Consider the following 17,408-nt stretch of genomic DNA (forward strand, 5'->3'; position numbering starts at 1 on the left):
GCCTACCGGGCCGTACCCGCCCGGTAGGCCATCAGATCGTCGAAGACATACAGCTCGACCCCGGTGTGCGCGAAGTCGTCCAGCACATCCCGCGCGGTCTGCGCGATGGCCCGGCCGGGCCCGTTGAGCGAGGTGTTGATCAGCGCCGGTACCCCGCTGAGCGCCTCGAACTCGGTCAGCAGGGCGTCCAGGCGCACCTGTTCGGGCCCGAGCGTCTGGATCCGGCAGGTCCCGTTGACATGGCGGGCCTCCGACGCGGTCCCCTCCGGCAGCGGGTACTCGAAGAGCATGTACGGCGAGGGGCGCTCCCCCGGGTGGAGCGCGGCGAACCGCTCCGCCCGCATCATCGCCCCCAGCGGCCGGTACCACTCCCGCTGCTTCAGCTCCTCGCTCATGCGCTTGCGCATCCCCGGCACGGCCGGACTGCCCAGCAGCGAGCGATGGCCCAGCGCCCTCGGCCCCAGCTCCGCCCGCCCCTCCAGGAAGGCCACCACCCCGCCGTCGGCGAGCAGCCGGGCGACCGCGGACCCGTCGTAGGGCACGGGGGTCAGACCCGCGTCGGCGACCGCCTCCAGGACCGCCTCCCGGCTCTCCCCGCCGCCGTTGGCGTACACCTCGACCGGGGCCACCTCCTGCCCGTACAGATACTTCAGGGCGTAGATCCCGGCACCCACCAGATGCCCCGCGTCCCCGCAGGGCGGCGGGATGGCGATGTCCCGGCCGAAGCGGTGCCGCAGCTCCGAGTTGGCGACGATATTGAGGGCGCAGCCGCCGCCCAGGGCGAGCGGTCCCACCCCGGCGCCGATCCGTACCGCGTGACGCTCCAGGGTGGCGTGGACGGTCTCGGTGAACAGCTCCTGGAAGGTGGCGACGACATTCGCCATCCGCTCGAAGTCACGGGCGAACTCGGGCCGCGCCGCCAGCTCGGTCTGTACCCGCTGGGCCAGCTCCAGATCGTGCATCACCCGGGGGTCGACCGCGAGCAGGGTCTCGCGGATCCCCGGATCGGGGGTGCCGTAGCCGCCGAGCGCCATCACCTTGCCGGTGATGGTGGGGCCCAGACCGTAGCCGAGGAGATGGCCGATCGCGGTCCACCCGAAGCCATTGCCGTACCAGGGCAGCGGGTCCTTCTCGGTCCACTCCAGCCGGCCGTCGCGCACATGGAAGAGGGAGCTGCGGGTGATCTGCCCCCGGCCCTCGTTCACCAGGACGGTGGTGCCCTCCGCATGGCCCGCGTAGTGCGCCGCCAGCGCGCCGTGCGACACCTCATGGGTGACCACCACACACTCCACCCGGCGGCCCAGCAGCTCACAGACGGTGCGGTGGTGCGGCGCCCCGGCCGTGATCCGCTCCATCGCCCGGTCCAGATCGGGGATGCGCAGCAGCGAACCGCGTACGGGGGTGCTGACCGCCACCAGGTCGATCCCGGCGGTGTCCACCTCCGGCCGGGCCAGGACATGGTGGAGCGCGATGTCCGAGCGGTGGTCGTGCTTCACCCGGGTCAGCCGCTCGGTCTCCACCGCGTAGACCAGCCGGCCGTCCTCGAAGTACCCGACACCGGTGTCATGGCCGGCGGAATGGAGGGACAGGACCTTCATCGGGACTCCTCACACAGACGGGCGGAAGCGGCGGGACGCGGGGCGGGGACGGAGGAGTACGGGGCCCACTCGATCCGGCGCAGCGGCCGCCGTGCCACCCCGCGCAGACACAGCTCGGCGGCGACCTTGGCGAACCAGCCGAAGTAGAGCCAGCCGATCGCCGCCTTCTTCAGACCGTGGCGGCGCCCCCGGGAGCCGTCCCAGCCGGTGAGCGGCCACACCCCGGCGAACAGGACATGGCGGAAGTAGTGCCGGGCGACGGGCAGCGGCCAGTCGGCCAGGTCGACCAGATGGTTGAGGAGCAGCCGCCGGATCCGCCGCCGGGTCTCCCCGGCGGGCCCCGCCACGTAGTAGTGGCAGATGGCGTCCGGGACGAGTCGCAGCCGGGCCAGCGGGTCGGGCAGCTCCGGCGCCAGCAGCCGGAAGCAGACATAGCCGTCGTCGGAGAGATAGCGCCCCGGCATCCCGCCCGCGACGACATCGGTGCCGACCAGGATGCAGCAGCCATGGGGATAGCTCGTCGCGGTCGCGGAGATCTCCTTGGCACGTGCCAGCGCGCGTGAGGTGGCGTACTCCTTGGTGTGCGGGACCTTGGTGGCGCCCACCGCGCCCCGGCAGCCGGCCGCCCGGAAGGCGGTGACCAGCCGGGCCAGCGCCCCGGGATCCAGGGTGACATCGTCGTCGACCCAGCCCACCCCGGCGGCGCCCAGCGCCTCGGCGACCGCGATGGCGGCGTTGAGGGTACGGGGCTTGCCCGGACCGGGCAGCCAGAGCCCGCAGCAGCCCACCTCCGGCAGCCGCGCCGAGGCCCGCGCCAGCAGGGAGCGCAGCCGCTCCAGGGACTCCCGCTCCTCCTCCGGAGAGGTCCACTGCATCCCCAGGACCAGGACGACGGGCACCCCCGGATGACCGGCGGTCACCTCGCCGACCCGGTCGAGGAGCGCGTCGAGCCGGCTCTGCTGAGCGGCGGCGGTGGCCCGGCCGACGGCGGTCGGCGCCACCAGGACCAGCGCGGGGCCGGTGCGCCCGGCCCCCGGCCCGCCGTCCGCCGCCCGCGCGGCGATACCGTCCGCGAGGCGCCGGGCGGCCGGCTCGGCACCCTCGGTGACGGAGCCGTCCGGCAGGAGATGGCGGACCGGCACCGACCAGGACGGCGCCGGGGCGAAACCCCGGGCGACGGCCGACCGCAGCAGCCTCGGCGGCCAGGGCTCGCCCCGGCGTCCGGGGTCGCGCGGCGCCAGGGGCGTGTTCAGCGGTACGGGAGGGCCCGGCCGCAGCGGCTCCGGCACGGCCGCGACACCGGGGGCGCCCCCGGAGCCGGAGCCGGGATCGGCCCCGGGACCGGGAGCGGCCGGGCGGGCGGGGTCAGAAGTCACGGTCGGTGTTGGAGGTCGAGCGGGCGAGGCTGCGCAGCCCGTCCAGGGTGTTGCGCCACTGACCGGTGCTCGCCATATGGCTCACCAGCGGTTTGACCATCTCCTTGCGCAGGAAGAAGCGGCGGTAGGCGATCTGGGCACGGCGCTGGGCGTCCGGCACCAGATAGCCGATCCGGGCGTCGAACTCGCCCCGGACGAACCGGTCCCAGTAGTCCGCCGGGATCCGCCCGGCCGCCACCGACTCGGTGTGCAGCGGGGTCCCCGGCAGCGGCGTCGCGGTGTAGAAGCTGGCGTAGTCCAGCGGGATCCGGCAGGCCAGGTCCAGGGTGCGGCGGAACTGCTCCAGACTCTCGTCCAGCCAGCCGACGATGAAGTACCCGAAGCCCTTGATACCGGCCTCATGGGCGTCGGTGACGGCCCGTTCGATCTTGGCGATGTCGCTCTCCTTGCGCATCCGGGCCAGGATGTCCGGGTCGCCGTGCTCGATCCCGAAGCGCAGCCGCACACAGCCCGCCCCCGCCATCGCCTCCAGCAGCTTCACGGGAACGAGGTCGACCCGGGTCGGGGCCTCCCAGCGGACCTTCAGCCCGGTCTCCCCGATCAGCGCGCAGATCTCCCGTACCCGGCCCCGGTGCAGGGTGAAGACATCGTCATAGAACATGATCTCCTTCACCCCGTACCGCTTCTGCAGCTCCGCCATCTCCCCGACGACATCCTCGGGGGTGCGGTACATGGACTTCTTGTCCACGGCCTGCTTGAAGCAGAAGCTGCACTTGAAGGGGCAGCCCCGGCTGGAGATCATCGTCGCGAAGGGGCGCGGCGCCATGATGGAGTAGTAGTTGTTCATCGGCAGACCGGTGCGCTCGGGCCAGCCGACGTCCTCCAGATTGACCATCGGGGCGGCCCCGCCGTCGTGCTCCCGGGTCACCAGGCCCCGGATGCCCTCCGGCTTCTCGCCCTGCTCCAGCGCCTCGGCCAGCTCCGGCATGATGGTGATGCCCTCACCCACACCGACATAGTCGATGGATTCGTGGAAGAGGTTCTCCCGGGCGTAGACCTCGGCGTGCGGGCCGCCGAGGATCACCTTCGCCCCGGTGCTCTTGGCCGCCTGGCACGCCTCCACCGCACCCGGCAGACCAGGTGTCGTGGTGCTCACCCCCACCAGATCGGGTTCGAAGTCGGCGAGCAGCTTCCGCAGCCCCTCGCTGTCCAGCCCGAGCGCGGGGGTGTCGACCTGGATGACATTGTGGAAACCGGCGGTCTTCAGCGCGGTGTGGATATAGCCGAGCCCCAGATGCGGCAGGACGCCCGCCCGCCGCTGGATCTGGCTGATCTGCCGGGTGTTGAGGCAGAGGTCGTGGTGGCGGACGAGCGCGATCCGCAGCTTCCGCTGCTTCCAGCGGGGCAGCGCGGGCCGCCCCGCCGGGGCCGGGGCGGTGACGGCGGTCCCGCAGCCGCCTCCGCCCGCCGGGGCCGTGCTGATGACGGGCAGTGACTTCCGCATGGGGTTCCCTCCTCTGAGGTGGTGCGACGGGGTGGGGCGGGCTCAGCGGCCGGCGGGGCCCGCGGCCAGGGTCTCCAGCTGGAGCAGATAGAGGGTCAGCGGCAGCAGCCGGCTCACCCGGGCGGGGGCGCCGGGGCCGCGCCCGGCGGCCAGCAGCCGGCCGAGCAGTCCGTCCCCGGCGCGCAGCCACCGGGGCTCCGCCACCAGGGCATGGCCCAGCAGCCGGGTCAGGAAGGCCAGCCGCCGCCCGGCCAGCGCGACACCCAGCCGGCCGGGCACATCGGCGGCGAAGCCCAGCTCCGCATGGTCGGGGAAGGCCCGGTGCAGCGCCCGGTCATGGAGGTCGCCGTCGAGGAGATGGCGGGCCGGGACGGTACTGAGATGGTCGAAGAGGGCGTGGTCCAGATAGGGCGCGTGGACGACGGTCGGGCCGGCGGCGAGCCCGTACGGGGCCATCGCGATCGACCGCCGGGTGCGGTTCCAGAAGAAGAAGGACCCCAGCGGGAAGGCGGCGTCCTGATGCCGGGCCAGTTCCCGGGTGAGCCGCTCCCGGGCCCGCCCCTCGCTCCACAGCGTGCCCAGCCGGGGGCCGAGCAGCCGCTCCACATGGTGCCCGGTGCGCCCGGCGTCCCGCAGCAGCCGCCCGGCCAGCTCCGGAAGGGGGAGCCGGGCCGAGGTCAGCTCGCGGATCAGGGCGATGCTGGGGTTCTGGGCGAGTTCCCCGCCGCCGATGCCGTCATGGGTGACGGGGGTGTGGCGGCGCAGATACGCCAGCACCGGCAGGGTCCAGGCACCGTCCAGGGTGGTCATGCCCTGGGCCCGGTTCGCGGTCAGCTCGGCCCGGAACTGCGAGCGGCGCGGGGTGAGGGTACGGTGCGCCAGACCCAGCCGTCCGGCCAGCTCGGCCGCGACCAGGGCGTCCGCGCCCGGGTCGGGCGGGAACTTCGCCCCGCTGAGGCAGAGCCGGGGCGGCGCGCCCTGCCGGTGCAGCTCCAGCAGGATGTGCCGGGAGTCCCGGCCACCGCTGAGCGGCAGGATGTACGGGTCCTGCGGCAGCCGCCGCGCCACCGCCTCCCGGAACAGCTCCACGAAGCCGTCCACCGCCCGGTCCCGGTCCATGGCGGCGGGGCCGTTGGGCGGCCGCCCTCCGCTGACGAGCCGGAGCCCGTCGGTGGCGGTCCAGGTCAGGGTGGCCGCCGGGGGCAGTGCGCGGATGTGCGCGAAGCAGGTGTCCTCGGCGAGGAAGAAGCCGAGCCGGACGAAGACGGCGAGCGCGTCATGGTCCAGCTCCGCCTGCTCGCCGGGGGGCAGCAGGGCGTGGAGGGCGGGGGAGAGGGCGAGGGAGTCGGCGTCGGCGCGGTAGAAGAGGGGGAACATCCCGTACCGGTCGTTGCGGACGGTCAGCCGGGTGCCGTCCCAGTGCCAGCGGGCGAAGATCCCCTCCGGCACGGTGGCACCGCCGGGACCGCCCGGCTCATCGTGGGCATGCCCGAGGACGGCCTCGGCGGCCCCCTCGGCCCGTACCCCGCCGGCGGTCCGGCGCAGCCGCAGCACCGGCCCGCCGCCCGGCCCTCCGCCCGCCGCCCCGGTCCGCTCCGGAGCCGTCACCGGGGCGCTCATCGCCCCTCCCGCCGGGCCCCGCCGGGCCCGGGGCGCGCGGTCACCGGGGCTCCAGCAGCGAGCCGACCGCCGTGCCGATGCGGTCCGCCACCGCCTCCTGGTCCAGCACCCCGCTCGCGAAGCCGATCGCGGACTTCTTGTGCCGGGCGATGGCCGCCGGCCGGGAGAGCCACTCGTCCACGGTCCGCAGCAGCTCGTCCGGCTCCGCGCAGGCACGGCCGAGGCCGTGGTCGTGGATGAGTCCGGGCACCCACTCCTCCATCGGCAGCCCCGACTCCAGCATCAGCACCGGGATGCCGAAGTAGGCCGCCTCCAGGGTGGTGTTGGGCCCCGCCTTGGAGACCAGCAGCCCATGGGGCGAGCGCGCCGCCCGGTCGATGTAGTCAAAGTATTCGGTCTGGGTCAGCCTGCTGTGGAAGCGCCAGTGCCGCATCCGCCCCGACGAGCCCGCCGCCCGCCGGGCCAGCGAGGGATCGTCGTAGCCGACGAAGACCAGGTCCACCGAGGGGTGGTGGGCGGCGATGTGCTCCAGCAGCCGCAGATAGACATCGCCGCCCCGGTTGCAGAAGACGATCAGCCGGGGCCGGTCCGGATCGTCGTCCCCGTCGCCCCAGGGAGTGGCGGCGGGCGCCTGGCCCGCCGCGCCGGTCATGAACTCCCGCAGATCGTGCTGGGCGACCAGCGGCCCCACCACCCTGACCCGCTCCGGGTCACCGCCCTCGTCGGCGAGGAGCCGCCGCGCGGCCCAGTCGAACCCCACCAGGGTCAGATCCGGATGACGGCTGCGGTGCAGCGGCAGTTGGAGCAGGCCCGGGTTGGTGACCTGGCTGACGACCCGGGTCCTGGTCCCCGCCAGCCGTACCGCCGCCACACAGAGCCGGGCCAGAAAGCCCTTGGTGCCGACGACGACATCCGGGCCGGTCTCCCGCAGATGGGCGACCAGACCGGTGAGGGCGTCCGCCTGGGCCGGGGTGGGGTCGGCCTCGAACCCCTGCGGGAACCGCTCCTGGAGGCGGCCCATCAGCTCCAGATAGCGGGTGTTGCGGGTGGCGAGATCGGGGCTCTCCTCCGAGATCACCCGGATCTCCGCCCCCGCCTCGCCGAGCAGCGGGACCAGCGGTTCGGCCTCGCCCAGGACGATCTCGGCGGTGAGCCGCTCCCGCAGCACCCGCGAGAAGCTGGTCGCCGCGAGATAGTTGCCGAACTTCCCCCAGGTACGCGGGGAGAGCACCTGGATACGGTGGGGGTCAGGGGGCACGGCGGATCTCCTCGGGGAGGGCCAGGGGCACGGTCCGGGCCGGCCGGTCGCCCCGGCCCGGCCCCTCGTACCAGAGCTGGTAGGTCAGCAGCGCCCACAGGGCGCGCGAGGTGTCACGGCGGCCGGAGAGATGGTCGTCGGTGAGGGTGCGCACGGCCACCGGGTCGAAGAGACCGCCCCGCTCCAGCGCCGGGGCGGCCAGGGTGTCCAGCAGCAGCGGGCGCAGCTCCTCCCGGAGCAGCCGGGCCAGCGGGGCGCGGAAGCCGAGTTTGGTGCGGCGGACCGTGCGGCGCGGCAGCCAGGGCGCGGCGATCCTGCGCAGCAGATACTTCCCGGTGAGCCCGCGCAGCTTGAGCCCTTCCGGCAGGCTGTTGCCGTACTCCACCAGGTCCAGATCGAGAAAGGGGGAGCGCAGCTCCAGCGCGCTGCGCATACCGCCCCGGTCGGTCTTGGTGAGGATGACATCGCGCAGGAAGTGGGCGATGACGGCGAGCTGGGCGCGCTGGAGACCGCTGAGCCGCTCCGGCTGCGCCCCGAGCAGCCGGGCGATCTCGGCGAAGGGCCGGTGGTCGGCGAGCCGGTCGCGGGCGGCCGGGCCGAGGACGGAGCCCAGGGCCGCCGGGGTGAAGGGCGCGTTCGCCAGATAGAAGCGGTGTTCGGGGGCGGCGCCGAGTCCCTTGGCGAGCCCGCGCAGCGCCTGGGCGGCGGGCAGATTGCCGGAGCGGACGGGCAGGGTACGGGCGGCCAGGTTCGCGGCGGCGGCCAGCCGGGGCGCGGAGACATGGCGCAGCAGGGTGTCGATGGTCCGCTCGGCCTGGAAGTAGCGGTAGCCGAGGAGGAGTTCGTCGGCGCCGTCGCCGGTGAGCACCCCCCGGACCCGTTCGCGGGCGGCCCGGCACACCAGCCGGGTGGGCAGCAGCGAGGGGTCGGCCAGCGGCTCGTCCGCGAGGGCGTACTCCTCCTCCACCACCCCGGCCAGCTCCGCCCCGCCGACCCGCACCACATGGTGCTCGGTGCCCAGATGCCGGGCGACCGCGCGGGCGTGCGGCGACTCGTCGAAGTCGGCGTCCTCGAATCCGGCGCTGAAGGTGGGCACCGGCCGGCCCGGTGACATCTCCTGGGCGAGGGCGGCGATCACACTGGAGTCGAGACCGCCGCTGAGCAGGACCCCGAGGCGTCGGCCGGTGCTGGTGACCCGGCGGGCGACGGCGGCGCGCAGCAGCTCCTCGAACCGCTCGGCCGCCTCCCGGGTACCGGGCACCCGGCCGCCCGGGGCCGGGCCCAGCCGGGGCCGCCAGTACTCGGTCTCGGTGAGGGACCCCTCCGTGTACCGCACCACGGAGCCGGGGCGCACCTTGCGCACCCCCGCGACCGCCGACCGGGGCGCGGGGAAGGCCCGCAGCACCAGATAGTCGGCGAGGGCGCGCGGGTCGGGGGAGCGGGAGACCGCCGGATGGCGGAGCAGGGCGGTGAGTTCGGAGGCGAAGGCGATCCCGCCGGGGACCCGCGCGTAGTAGAGCGGCTTCTTGCCGAGCGGGTCCCGGGCGAGCACCGTGGTGCCGGTACGGGCGTCGTGCGCGGCGAAGGCGTACATCCCGCGCACCCGCTCCAGGACCGCGGTGCCGTGCCGCTCGTACAGCTCGGTCAGTACCTCGGTGTCGCCGCCGGTACGGGGGACGAAGCCGGAGGCGCACAGCTCCCGGCGCAGCTCGGCGTGGTTGTACAGCTCGCCGTTGAGGACGAGCGCCACCGCGCCGCTGGCCGAGAGGAAGGGCTGGCCGCCGCCGGAGGGGTCCACGAAGGTCAGGGCGCAGTGCGCGAGGGTGGTCCCCGCGTGGCGGCACCAGCCGGTGCCGTCGGGCCCCCGGTGGACGAGGGCGGCGAGCATCCGGCCCGCGACCGCCCGTGCGTCGTCGTCCGGTCCGCCCGGGTCGCTGAAGCCCACAAAGCCGCACACGCCGTCAGGCCGTCCGGGCGGTGGCGGGGGAGGCGGACGGGGCGGCGGTGGCCAGGGCGTGCCGGGTCCAGGCGATCTGGCCGGCCAGGCCGGTGCGGATGTCCACGGTGGCGGTGAAGCCGAGCCTCTCCCGGGCGCGCCCGGTGTCGGCGGCGGTCGCCTCCACATCGCCCGCGCGGGCCGGACCGTACCGGGCGTCGGGGGCGCGGCCGGTCAGCTCGCCGGTGAGGGCCAGCACCTCGTTCACGGAGACGGAGGTGCCGGTGCCGATGTTCAGCACCTCACTGCCGCCGCCCGCCGTGCCCCCGGCGAGGGTCAGGGCGCGGACCACATCGGAGACATGGACGAAGTCCCTGATCTGGGTGCCGTCCCCGTGGATGGCGAGCGGCGCACCCTCCAGGGCGGCCCGGATCATCCGGGAGATCAGCATGTCGGAGCGCTGGCCGGGGCCGTAGACGGTGAAGAAGCGCAGCGCCCGGACGGCGAGCGAGGTGTCCTCGCGGGCGGCGAAGGCGAGCGCCAGCCGTTCGGCGGCGAGCTTGGTCACCCCGTACGGGGAGAGCGGCGACGGCACCTGCTCCTCGCTCATGGTGCCGGTGTCGTCGGTGCCGCCGTACACACTGGAGGACGAGGCGACGACGACCCGCCGCACCCCCGTCCGGACACAGGCGTCCATCAGCCGCTGGGTGGCGAGCACATTGCAGTGCAGATACTCGGGGAAGCGCGTCCACGACGGACGGACCCCCGGTAACGCGGCCAGATGGAAGACGGCCCGGGCGTCGGCCAGCAGCGGGGCGAGATCGAGGGAGACGAGATCTCCGTGCACCGCGCGCAAGGAGCCGCCTTCCGCGCCCGGTTCGCTCTCCTCCTCGGTCCAGGTGTCCCGGCGGTCGATTCCCACGACATCCGTTCCGGCGCTTCGCAAAGCCGTGACCAGATGGCGTCCGATGAATCCGGCCGCACCTGTGACCACGGCCTTTCCGCTGCTTACCGGGACATCGGTCTCGCCCGACATGGGAATTCCCCCCTGCTCGTTGCTGCTCGTATCCGATGAGGCCGTTCCGATGAGGCCGTTCACGGCGGTGCGCGCGCTGTGCGGATAAAAGTGCTCCGGGGCGGCATCCGGCGGTGCCGGAGTGCGCCGGGCCGAACGGTCGGCCACCGTGCCGTATTCGAGGGAGAACCCGGTCGCGGAGCCGGACGAAACTGTGTACGAGTACATGGGAGAGGGGCGTCGCCACCGTGGGAATTCACCATGGTGGCAGGTGTCAGAGCCCCAGGACGCCGGGAGTCTAACAGCGCTCCCAATCCGCAGCAATGGTGCCTCGGAAAGATGCCCGCCACCCTGGAATTGGATCTTCACCAATCCTCGCCGGGGCCACTCGCCCCATTCCCAAAGCCCCGCCCTCTCCTTATGCTGACGGCTTCCGCCGGTGGATCACGAACGGAGAGGGGCCGTTGGCCTTCCGTCCCTTATGGCAACTGGCCGGACTCACCCGTTATCTGAGGGGCGAGCGCCGTGCGCTCATCCTGCTCGCGCTGCTGATTCCGCTGGGCGTCGGCCTTCAGCTCGTCGCCCCCCAGCTGCTCCGCCGATTTGTGGACTCGGCCCTGACCGGCGGCTCCACCGCCGCCCTGACCGGCGTCGCCGTCTGGTATCTGACCTCGGCCGTCGGACAGATGGCTGTCGTCATCGGCGGGGACGCGGTCGCGGTACGGCTCGCCTGGCGCACCACCAACCGGCTCCGCGCCGAACTGGTCGACCACTGTCTGCGCCGCCCCGCCCGCTTCTACCAGGACCATCCCCCCGGCGAACTCGTCGAACGGATCGACGGCGATGTGACCCGGCTCGCCGGGGTGATGTCCGCCCTGGTCCTGGAGGTACTGGCCCATCTCGTCCTGGTCCTCGGTGTGCTGGCCGCCCTCTTCCACTTCGACTGGCGCATCGGGCTGGTCTTCGCCCCCTTCGTGGTGGCCACCGTCCTCACCCTGCGGCGGCTCGTCGGGCGCTCCCTGCCGCTGGTCACCGCCCGCCAGCGCAGCGCCGCCGACCTTCTCGGCTTTCTGGAGGAACGGCTCGCCGGCGCCGAGGACCTGCGCACCAACGGCGCCACCGGCCACACCCTCGGCGCCCTGGAGGACCGGCTCACCGACCTCGGGGCACGGGCCCGCGCCGCCGCCCGGGTCTCCGTCCGCTGGCCCGCCACCGTCCAGGGGCTCTCCGCGCTCAGCGTCGTCCTCGCGCTCGCCGTCAGCGTCTGGCTCCACTCCGCCGGCCGGCTCTCCACCGGTACCGCCTTCGCCACCCTCTCCTACGCGCTGCTGCTGCGCCGTCCGCTGCTCACGCTCTCCACCCGCTTCCACGATGTGGAGCAGGCGGTGGTGAGCGCACGGCGCATCGCCGAACTGACCGATGCCCCGCACGGTCCCGCCGATCCGGCCGGCCCCGATGCCCCGACGAGCTTCTTGCGCCCCCCGTCCGCGCCCCTGCCCGACGGCCCGCTGGACCTCCGCTTCGACACCGTCTCCTTCCAGTACGAACCCGGTGAACCGGTGCTGCGCGAGATCACCTTCGGGGTACGGCCCGGGGAGCGCCTCGGGGTCGTCGGCCGCACCGGCTGCGGCAAGTCCACCCTGATCCGGCTGCTGTTCGGGCTCCAGCACCCCGGGCGGGGCTCGGTGACCGTCGGCGGCCGGGAGGTACGGGAGCTGGACCCGGCGGCGCTGCGGGCCCGGGTCGCCCTGGTCACCCAGGAGGTCCAGATCTTCCATGCCAGCCTCCGCGACAACCTCGCCTTCTTCGACCGCTCCGTCCCCGACCGGCGGCTGCTGGCCGCCCTGGAGGAGGCGGGCCTGGACGACTGGCGCCGGGACCTCCCCGACGGCCTGGACACCCTGATCGGCCCCGCCGACGGGGCCCGGGGTCTGTCCGGGGGCCAGGAACAGCTCCTCGCGCTGGCCCGGGTCTTTCTGCGCGACCCGGCCGTCGTCCTGCTGGACGAGCCGACCGCGCGGCTCGATCCGTATACCGAGGCCCTGCTGGAACCCGCGCTGGAAAGGCTGTTGCGGCACCGGACCGCCGTGGTGGTCCAGCACCGGCCGCACACCCTGCGCCAGGTCGACCGGATCGTGGTGCTGGACGCGGGGCGGGTCGTCGAGGACGGCCCCCGCGACCGGCTCGCCGCCGACCCCGGCTCCCGCTTCCACGCCCTGCTCACCCCGGGCGGGGGACCCCGGTGAAGCCCCCGGGCACGGCGCGGGACACGGCCTCGGGCACGGCGCCGGAAGGCGAACAGGGCGGGGTACGGGACGGGGCGCGGGACGGGGTACGGGCCACCCTCGCCTCCCTCGCCGCCGTGCTGCGCGGCCGGCGTGCCGCCTATGGGGGCCTCACCGCCCTGTGGGTCCTCGTCCGCGCCGGGACCCTGGTCCTCGGACTGGTCTTCCAACGGCTCTTCGACAGCCTCGGCGGCAGCGGCGGCGACCGGCTGCTCTGGTCACTGATCGCCTGGGTCGCCGCCGTCGAGGCGGCCCGGCTCTGCCTCCAGTTCGGCCTGATGGCGGGCCGTCTGGAACCCGCCCTCCAGTACGACACCACCGCCCGGATGCGCCGCGCCCTGCTCGCCTCCGCACTGCGGCGGCCCGGCACCGCCTCCCGTACCGCACCCGGCGAGACCCTGCGCACCGTCGGCGAGGACGTGGACGAGACGGGCTTCTTTGTCTCCTGGTCCCCGACCAACCTCGCCCACTGGATGTTTGTCGCCGCCTCGGTCACCATCATGATCAGGATCGATGCGGCGGTCACCCTCGCCCTGCTGGCGCTGCTGATCGCGGTGACGGCCGCCACCGGTGCCCTGCACGGCCGCTTCCTCGCCCACCGCAGGGCCACCCGCACCGCCTCCGCCGAGGTCGCCGGGGCGCTGCGGGAGGCCATCGGCTCCGTCGGCGCGGTCCAGGCGGCCACCGCCGAGCGGCATGTCACCGCCCATGTCGTCCGGCTGAACGAGGCCCGTGCGCGCGCCGCCGTCCGGGAGGAGCTGTACGCCAGCCTCCAGCGGAACGTCCTCGGTAACGCCGCCCCCATCGGGGTCGGTCTGGTGCTGCTGCTGACCGCGAACCGCTCGGGCGACGGCTCCTTCTCCGTCGGCGACCTCGCCCTCTTCACCCTCTATCTCCAGCTGCTCACCGAGGCGCTGGCCTCCATCGGCATCCTGTCGGTACGGCTCCAGCGGGTGTCGGTGGCGCTCGACCGGGTCACCGGATTCTTCGGCGGCCCGCTCCGCCGCCACCTGGACACCCCGGCGGGCGCCGACACCGGACCGCCGCCCGCCCCCGCCCTGCGGGAGCTGACCGTACGGGGACTGACCGCCCGCCACCCCGGAGGCGGCCACGGTGTCGAGGACATCGACCTCACCGTGGTCCGCGGCTCGGTCACCGTGATCACCGGCGGCGTCGGTTCCGGTAAGACCACCCTGCTCAGAGCCGTTCTGGGGCTGCTCCCCAGCGACCGGGGGGAGATTCTGTGGAACGGGGAGCCGATCGCCGACCCCGCCGCCTTCCTGGTCGCCCCCCGCTGTGGCCACACCCCCCAGACGCCCCGGCTGTTCAGTGGCTCACTGCGGGAGAACACCCTGCTCGGGGCCGATGCGACGGCCTTCGGACCGGCAGTGCGCACGGCGGTCCTCGGGCCCGATCTGGCCGCCCTGGAGGAGGGCGCGGAGACCGTCGTCGGCCCGCGCGGGCTGCGGCTCTCCGGCGGTCAGCTCCAGCGCACCGCCATCGCCCGGATGCTCGTCCGCGACCCCGAACTCCTGGTCCTCGACGATGTCTCCAGCGCGCTGGACCCGGAGACCGAACGGCTGCTGTGGGAGCGGCTGCTGGCCCGCGCCCCGACCGTCCTCGCCGTCTCGCACCGGCCCGCGCTGCTGCGGGCCGCCGCCCGGGTGGTGGTCCTCAAGGACGGCCGGATCGAGGCGGCGGGCACCCTGGAGGAGGTACTGGCCGCCTCGCCCGAGATGCGCCGGATCTGGGCCGGATGACCCGGGAGCGGCCCCGGCCGGGCGGTGTGCGCCCGGCCCGGCCGCGTTCACTCGGCGGCGGTGGTCCGGGGGCCGTCCAGCTCGGTCCAGACGCTCTCCAGCGCGGCGGCGAACGCCCGTACCTCCTCCGGCCGGTGCACCGCCGACGGCGCGATCCGCAGGATCTCCTCCCCGGCCCGCACACTCGGCGCGTTGACCGCCTGCACATAGATCCCGTACCGCTCCAGCAGCAGCCGGGACATCCCCTTGGCCCGCCGGTCGTCCGCCACCAGCACGGAGACGATATGGGAGTGGTCCGAGAGGAAGGGGATGGACCGCTCCCGCAGCAGGGCGTGGAGCAGCTGGGCGTTACGGGTCAGCCGGCGGCGCTCGTCCTCGGAGCCGCGCAGATGCCGGACGGCCGCCAGCGCGCCCGCCGCGACCGACGGCGGAAGCGCGGTGGTGAAGACAAAGGACCGGGCGTGCGCCCGGATCGCGTCGATCAGCACGGCGGGACCGGCGACATAGCCGCCCGTCATCCCGAACCCCTTGGCCAGCGTCCCCATGATCACGGTGTACGAGGAGGCCAGGCCCTCACGTGCGGCGATGCCCGCGCCCTCGGGGCCGTACATCCCCACCGCGTGCACCTCGTCCAGGAAGGTCAGCGCGCCGTACCGCTTGGCGAGGTCCGCTATCCCGGCGAGTGGCGCGATATCGCCCCCCATCGAGTGGACGGACTCGGTGACGATCAGCTTCGGGGCGTCCGGGTCGGCCGCCGCCAGCAGCTCCTCCAGATGGGCGCAGTCATTGTGCCGGAAGATGTGCTTATGGGCCCCGCTGTGCCGCAGGCCGTCGATGATGGAGGCGTGATTCTCCTGATCGGAGAAGACGGCGCAGTCGTCGATCCGGCCCGCGAGCACGGAAAGGGAGCCCTCATTGGCAGAGTATCCGGAGGTGAACAGCAGGGCCTCCTCCTTTCCGTGGAGGTCCGCCAGTTCCCTCTCCAGAAGGACATGATGGTGATGGGTTCCACCGATGTTCCGGGAACCGCCCGAACCGGCACCGTATTTGTCGACGGCCCGGTGCATCTCCTCCAGAACACGCGGATGCTGTCCCATACCGAGATAGTCATTGCTGCACCAGACGGCGATCTCGCCATTCTCCGCCGTGGTGGCCGCAGGAAAGCGGCCGGCGATACGGCCGAGTTCCAGGAACTCCCTTTTCCGGTCCGCGGATTCACGCGCAAGTCGTGCGAAGAAGTCCATGTACTGGGACATGATCCAGGCTCGCTCTCTAGTCGCTTCCCGATCCGCCGCGGCTCATCGTAGAATGCCCGGCGGATTCTGCACAGAGCCGATCTCCCGTTCCCCCGGATCTCGGCTGATCTCCCCGAATCCCGTCGGTCACACGGAAAGCAATGGTTACCTCGGTTCCCACCGGTCAATCCCCGTAACACCTGGTCATGGAGAATTGATCATTCCGGTCCCGTTCCGGCGGGGCCCGATCGCCCGGAGTGTGCGATGAACGCCACCCTGTCCGCCGCCACCGTCCTCGCGGACACCGCCGCCCGCCGCCCCGACCATCCGGCGCTGATCGCCGGGGCCGAGCGGATCACCTACCAGGAGCTGTGGCGGTCCGCCCGCCGCTATGCCGCCGTCCTGCGCGACCGGGGCATCGGCCCGGGGGACCGGGTGGCCCTGCTGCTCTCCAACACCCCCCACTTCCCCCGCGCGTACTACGGGGCCCTCGCCCTCGGCGCGACCGTGGTCCCGGTCAACGCCCTGCTGAAGGCCGACGAGATCACCTATGTGCTCAAGGACTCCGGCGCGGCGGTCCTGATCTGCGACGCGACCCTGGTCACCGAGGGCGCCCGCGCCGCGCACGCGGCGGGGACCGCGCTGCTCACCGTCGGCGGCCCCGCTCCCTCCGGGGTGCCCGCTCCGGAGGCGCTCGACGCCCGCGCCGCCGACGCCGTCCCCGTCGAAGGGGTGGTGCCCCGGGCCCCCGACGACATCGCCCTGGTCCTCTACACCTCCGGGACCACCGGCCACCCCAAGGGGGCGATGATCACCCAGCTCAATCTGGCGATGAATGTGGGCACCACCGTGCTCGCCCCGTTCGCCATGCGCCCCGAGGACGTCCTGCTGGGCTGTCTGCCGCTCTTCCACACCTTCGGCCAGGTCTGCGGGATGGGCACCTGCTTCCGCGCGGGGGCCACCCTGGTCCTGATGGAACGCTTCGACGCGGACCGCGCGCTGGCCCTGATGACCGCCGAGGAGTGCACCGTCGTCATGGGCGTGCCCACCATGTTCATCGGGCTGCTGGAGGCCGCCGGGCGCTCCCCGGACCGGCCCCCGCTCCAGCGCGCCTACTCCGGCGGCGCGGCCCTGCCGGTCCGGGTCCTCGAAGAGGTCACCCGGGCCTTCGGCTGTCCGGTCTTCGAGGGGTACGGGCTCACCGAGACCTCCCCGGTCGTCACCTTCAACCAGCACCCCTGGCCCTGCCGTCCCGGCACCGTCGGCCGGCCCATCCCCGGGGTGGAGGCGGAGATCGCCGACGCCGCCGTGGGGGACCGGATCGTGCTGCTGCCCCCGGGGGAGACCGGGGAGATCGTGGTACGCGGCCACAATGTGATGGCGGGGTACCTCAACAACCCCTCGGCCACCGCCGAGGTCATCGTGGACGGCTGGTTCCGCACCGGGGACCTCGGCACCAAGGACGCCGACGGGGTGCTCACCGTCGTGGACCGCACCAAGGACATGGTGATCAGGGGCGGTTACAACGTCTACCCCCGGGAGATCGAGGAGGTCCTGGTCCGCCATCCCGCCGTCGCCCAGGCCGCGGTCGTCGGCCTCCCCGACGAGCGGAACGGGCAGGAGGTGTGCGCGGTGATCGTGCCCCGCCCGGGGGCGGTCGCGGACGCGGCGCTCGCCGCCGGCATCATCGCCTGGACCCGCGACCGGATTGCCGCCTACAAGTACCCGCGCCGGGTGGAGTTCCTGACGGAGCTGCCGCTGGGGCCGAGCGGCAAGGTCCTCAAACGGGAGCTGGCGGCCCGCTTCGGCGGCTGATCCCCG

The 17,408-nt window shown here is 73.5% G+C and carries 11 protein-coding genes; 3 read left to right on the forward strand and 8 right to left on the reverse strand.

Going from position 1 to position 17,408, the window contains the following annotated elements:
- Positions 1 to 2: 2 nt before the first annotated feature.
- From ABT354_RS00850 to ABT354_RS00880, 7 genes are read right to left on the reverse strand one after another with little or no spacing between them, the layout of a single operon-like run.
- On the reverse strand, positions 3 to 1,598 hold the full coding sequence (locus ABT354_RS00850) for a carbamoyltransferase C-terminal domain-containing protein (RefSeq protein ID WP_351487070.1): 1,596 nt from the start codon (positions 1,596 to 1,598) through the stop codon (positions 3 to 5).
- A complete protein-coding gene (locus tag ABT354_RS00855; RefSeq protein WP_351487072.1) occupies positions 1,595 to 2,974 on the reverse strand; it encodes a glycosyltransferase family protein in 1,380 nt (459 codons plus the stop codon). The genes ABT354_RS00850 and ABT354_RS00855 overlap by 4 nt, the downstream gene beginning before the upstream one ends.
- Positions 2,964 to 4,478 (reverse strand): B12-binding domain-containing radical SAM protein, encoded by a 1,515-nt coding sequence (locus tag ABT354_RS00860; RefSeq protein ID WP_351487075.1) that lies wholly within the window; start codon positions 4,476 to 4,478, stop codon positions 2,964 to 2,966. Before ABT354_RS00860 ends, ABT354_RS00855 begins: the two co-directional genes overlap by 11 nt.
- A gap of 42 nt (positions 4,479 to 4,520) precedes the next feature.
- Positions 4,521 to 6,098, reverse strand: coding sequence for an asparagine synthase-related protein (locus tag ABT354_RS00865; RefSeq protein WP_351487079.1), 1,578 nt, complete (start codon positions 6,096 to 6,098; stop codon positions 4,521 to 4,523).
- Positions 6,099 to 6,138: 40 nt separating this feature from the next.
- Positions 6,139 to 7,356 (reverse strand): glycosyltransferase family protein, encoded by a 1,218-nt coding sequence (locus ABT354_RS00870; RefSeq protein WP_351487082.1) that lies wholly within the window; start codon positions 7,354 to 7,356, stop codon positions 6,139 to 6,141.
- Positions 7,346 to 9,313: an asparagine synthase (glutamine-hydrolyzing) gene (gene asnB, locus ABT354_RS00875; protein ID WP_351487085.1), complete on the reverse strand. Its 1,968-nt coding sequence runs from the start codon at positions 9,311 to 9,313 to the stop codon at positions 7,346 to 7,348. Before asnB ends, ABT354_RS00870 begins: the two co-directional genes overlap by 11 nt.
- 4 nt (positions 9,314 to 9,317) lie before the next feature.
- Positions 9,318 to 10,328, reverse strand: coding sequence for an NAD-dependent epimerase/dehydratase family protein (locus ABT354_RS00880; RefSeq protein ID WP_351487088.1), 1,011 nt, complete (start codon positions 10,326 to 10,328; stop codon positions 9,318 to 9,320).
- A 443-nt stretch (positions 10,329 to 10,771) separates the two neighbouring features.
- On the opposite strand from ABT354_RS00880, the gene ABT354_RS00885 reads away from it, so the two are divergent.
- Entirely contained in the window at positions 10,772 to 12,553 is a 1,782-nt protein-coding gene (locus ABT354_RS00885; protein ID WP_351487090.1) for an ABC transporter ATP-binding protein, read from the forward strand.
- Positions 12,550 to 14,352, forward strand: coding sequence for an ABC transporter ATP-binding protein (locus ABT354_RS00890; RefSeq protein ID WP_351487093.1), 1,803 nt, complete (start codon positions 12,550 to 12,552; stop codon positions 14,350 to 14,352). The genes ABT354_RS00885 and ABT354_RS00890 overlap by 4 nt, the downstream gene beginning before the upstream one ends.
- 47 nt (positions 14,353 to 14,399) lie before the next feature.
- Here the strand turns inward: ABT354_RS00890 and hemA are convergent, their stop codons facing one another.
- Positions 14,400 to 15,608 carry a 5-aminolevulinate synthase gene (gene hemA / locus ABT354_RS00895; protein WP_351487096.1) on the reverse strand — a complete coding sequence of 403 codons (1,209 nt, stop codon included), beginning with the start codon at positions 15,606 to 15,608 and terminating at the stop codon, positions 14,400 to 14,402.
- 243 nt (positions 15,609 to 15,851) lie between these two features.
- On the opposite strand from hemA, the gene ABT354_RS00900 reads away from it, so the two are divergent.
- Positions 15,852 to 17,402, forward strand: a complete 1,551-nt coding sequence (locus ABT354_RS00900; RefSeq protein WP_351487098.1) for a long-chain-fatty-acid--CoA ligase — start codon at positions 15,852 to 15,854, stop codon at positions 17,400 to 17,402.
- The last annotated feature ends 6 nt before the right edge of the window (positions 17,403 to 17,408 follow it).

This window comes from Streptomyces sp. NPDC000594 (assembly GCF_040299965.1).
Classification (GTDB): Bacteria; Actinomycetota; Actinomycetes; order Streptomycetales; family Streptomycetaceae; genus Streptomyces.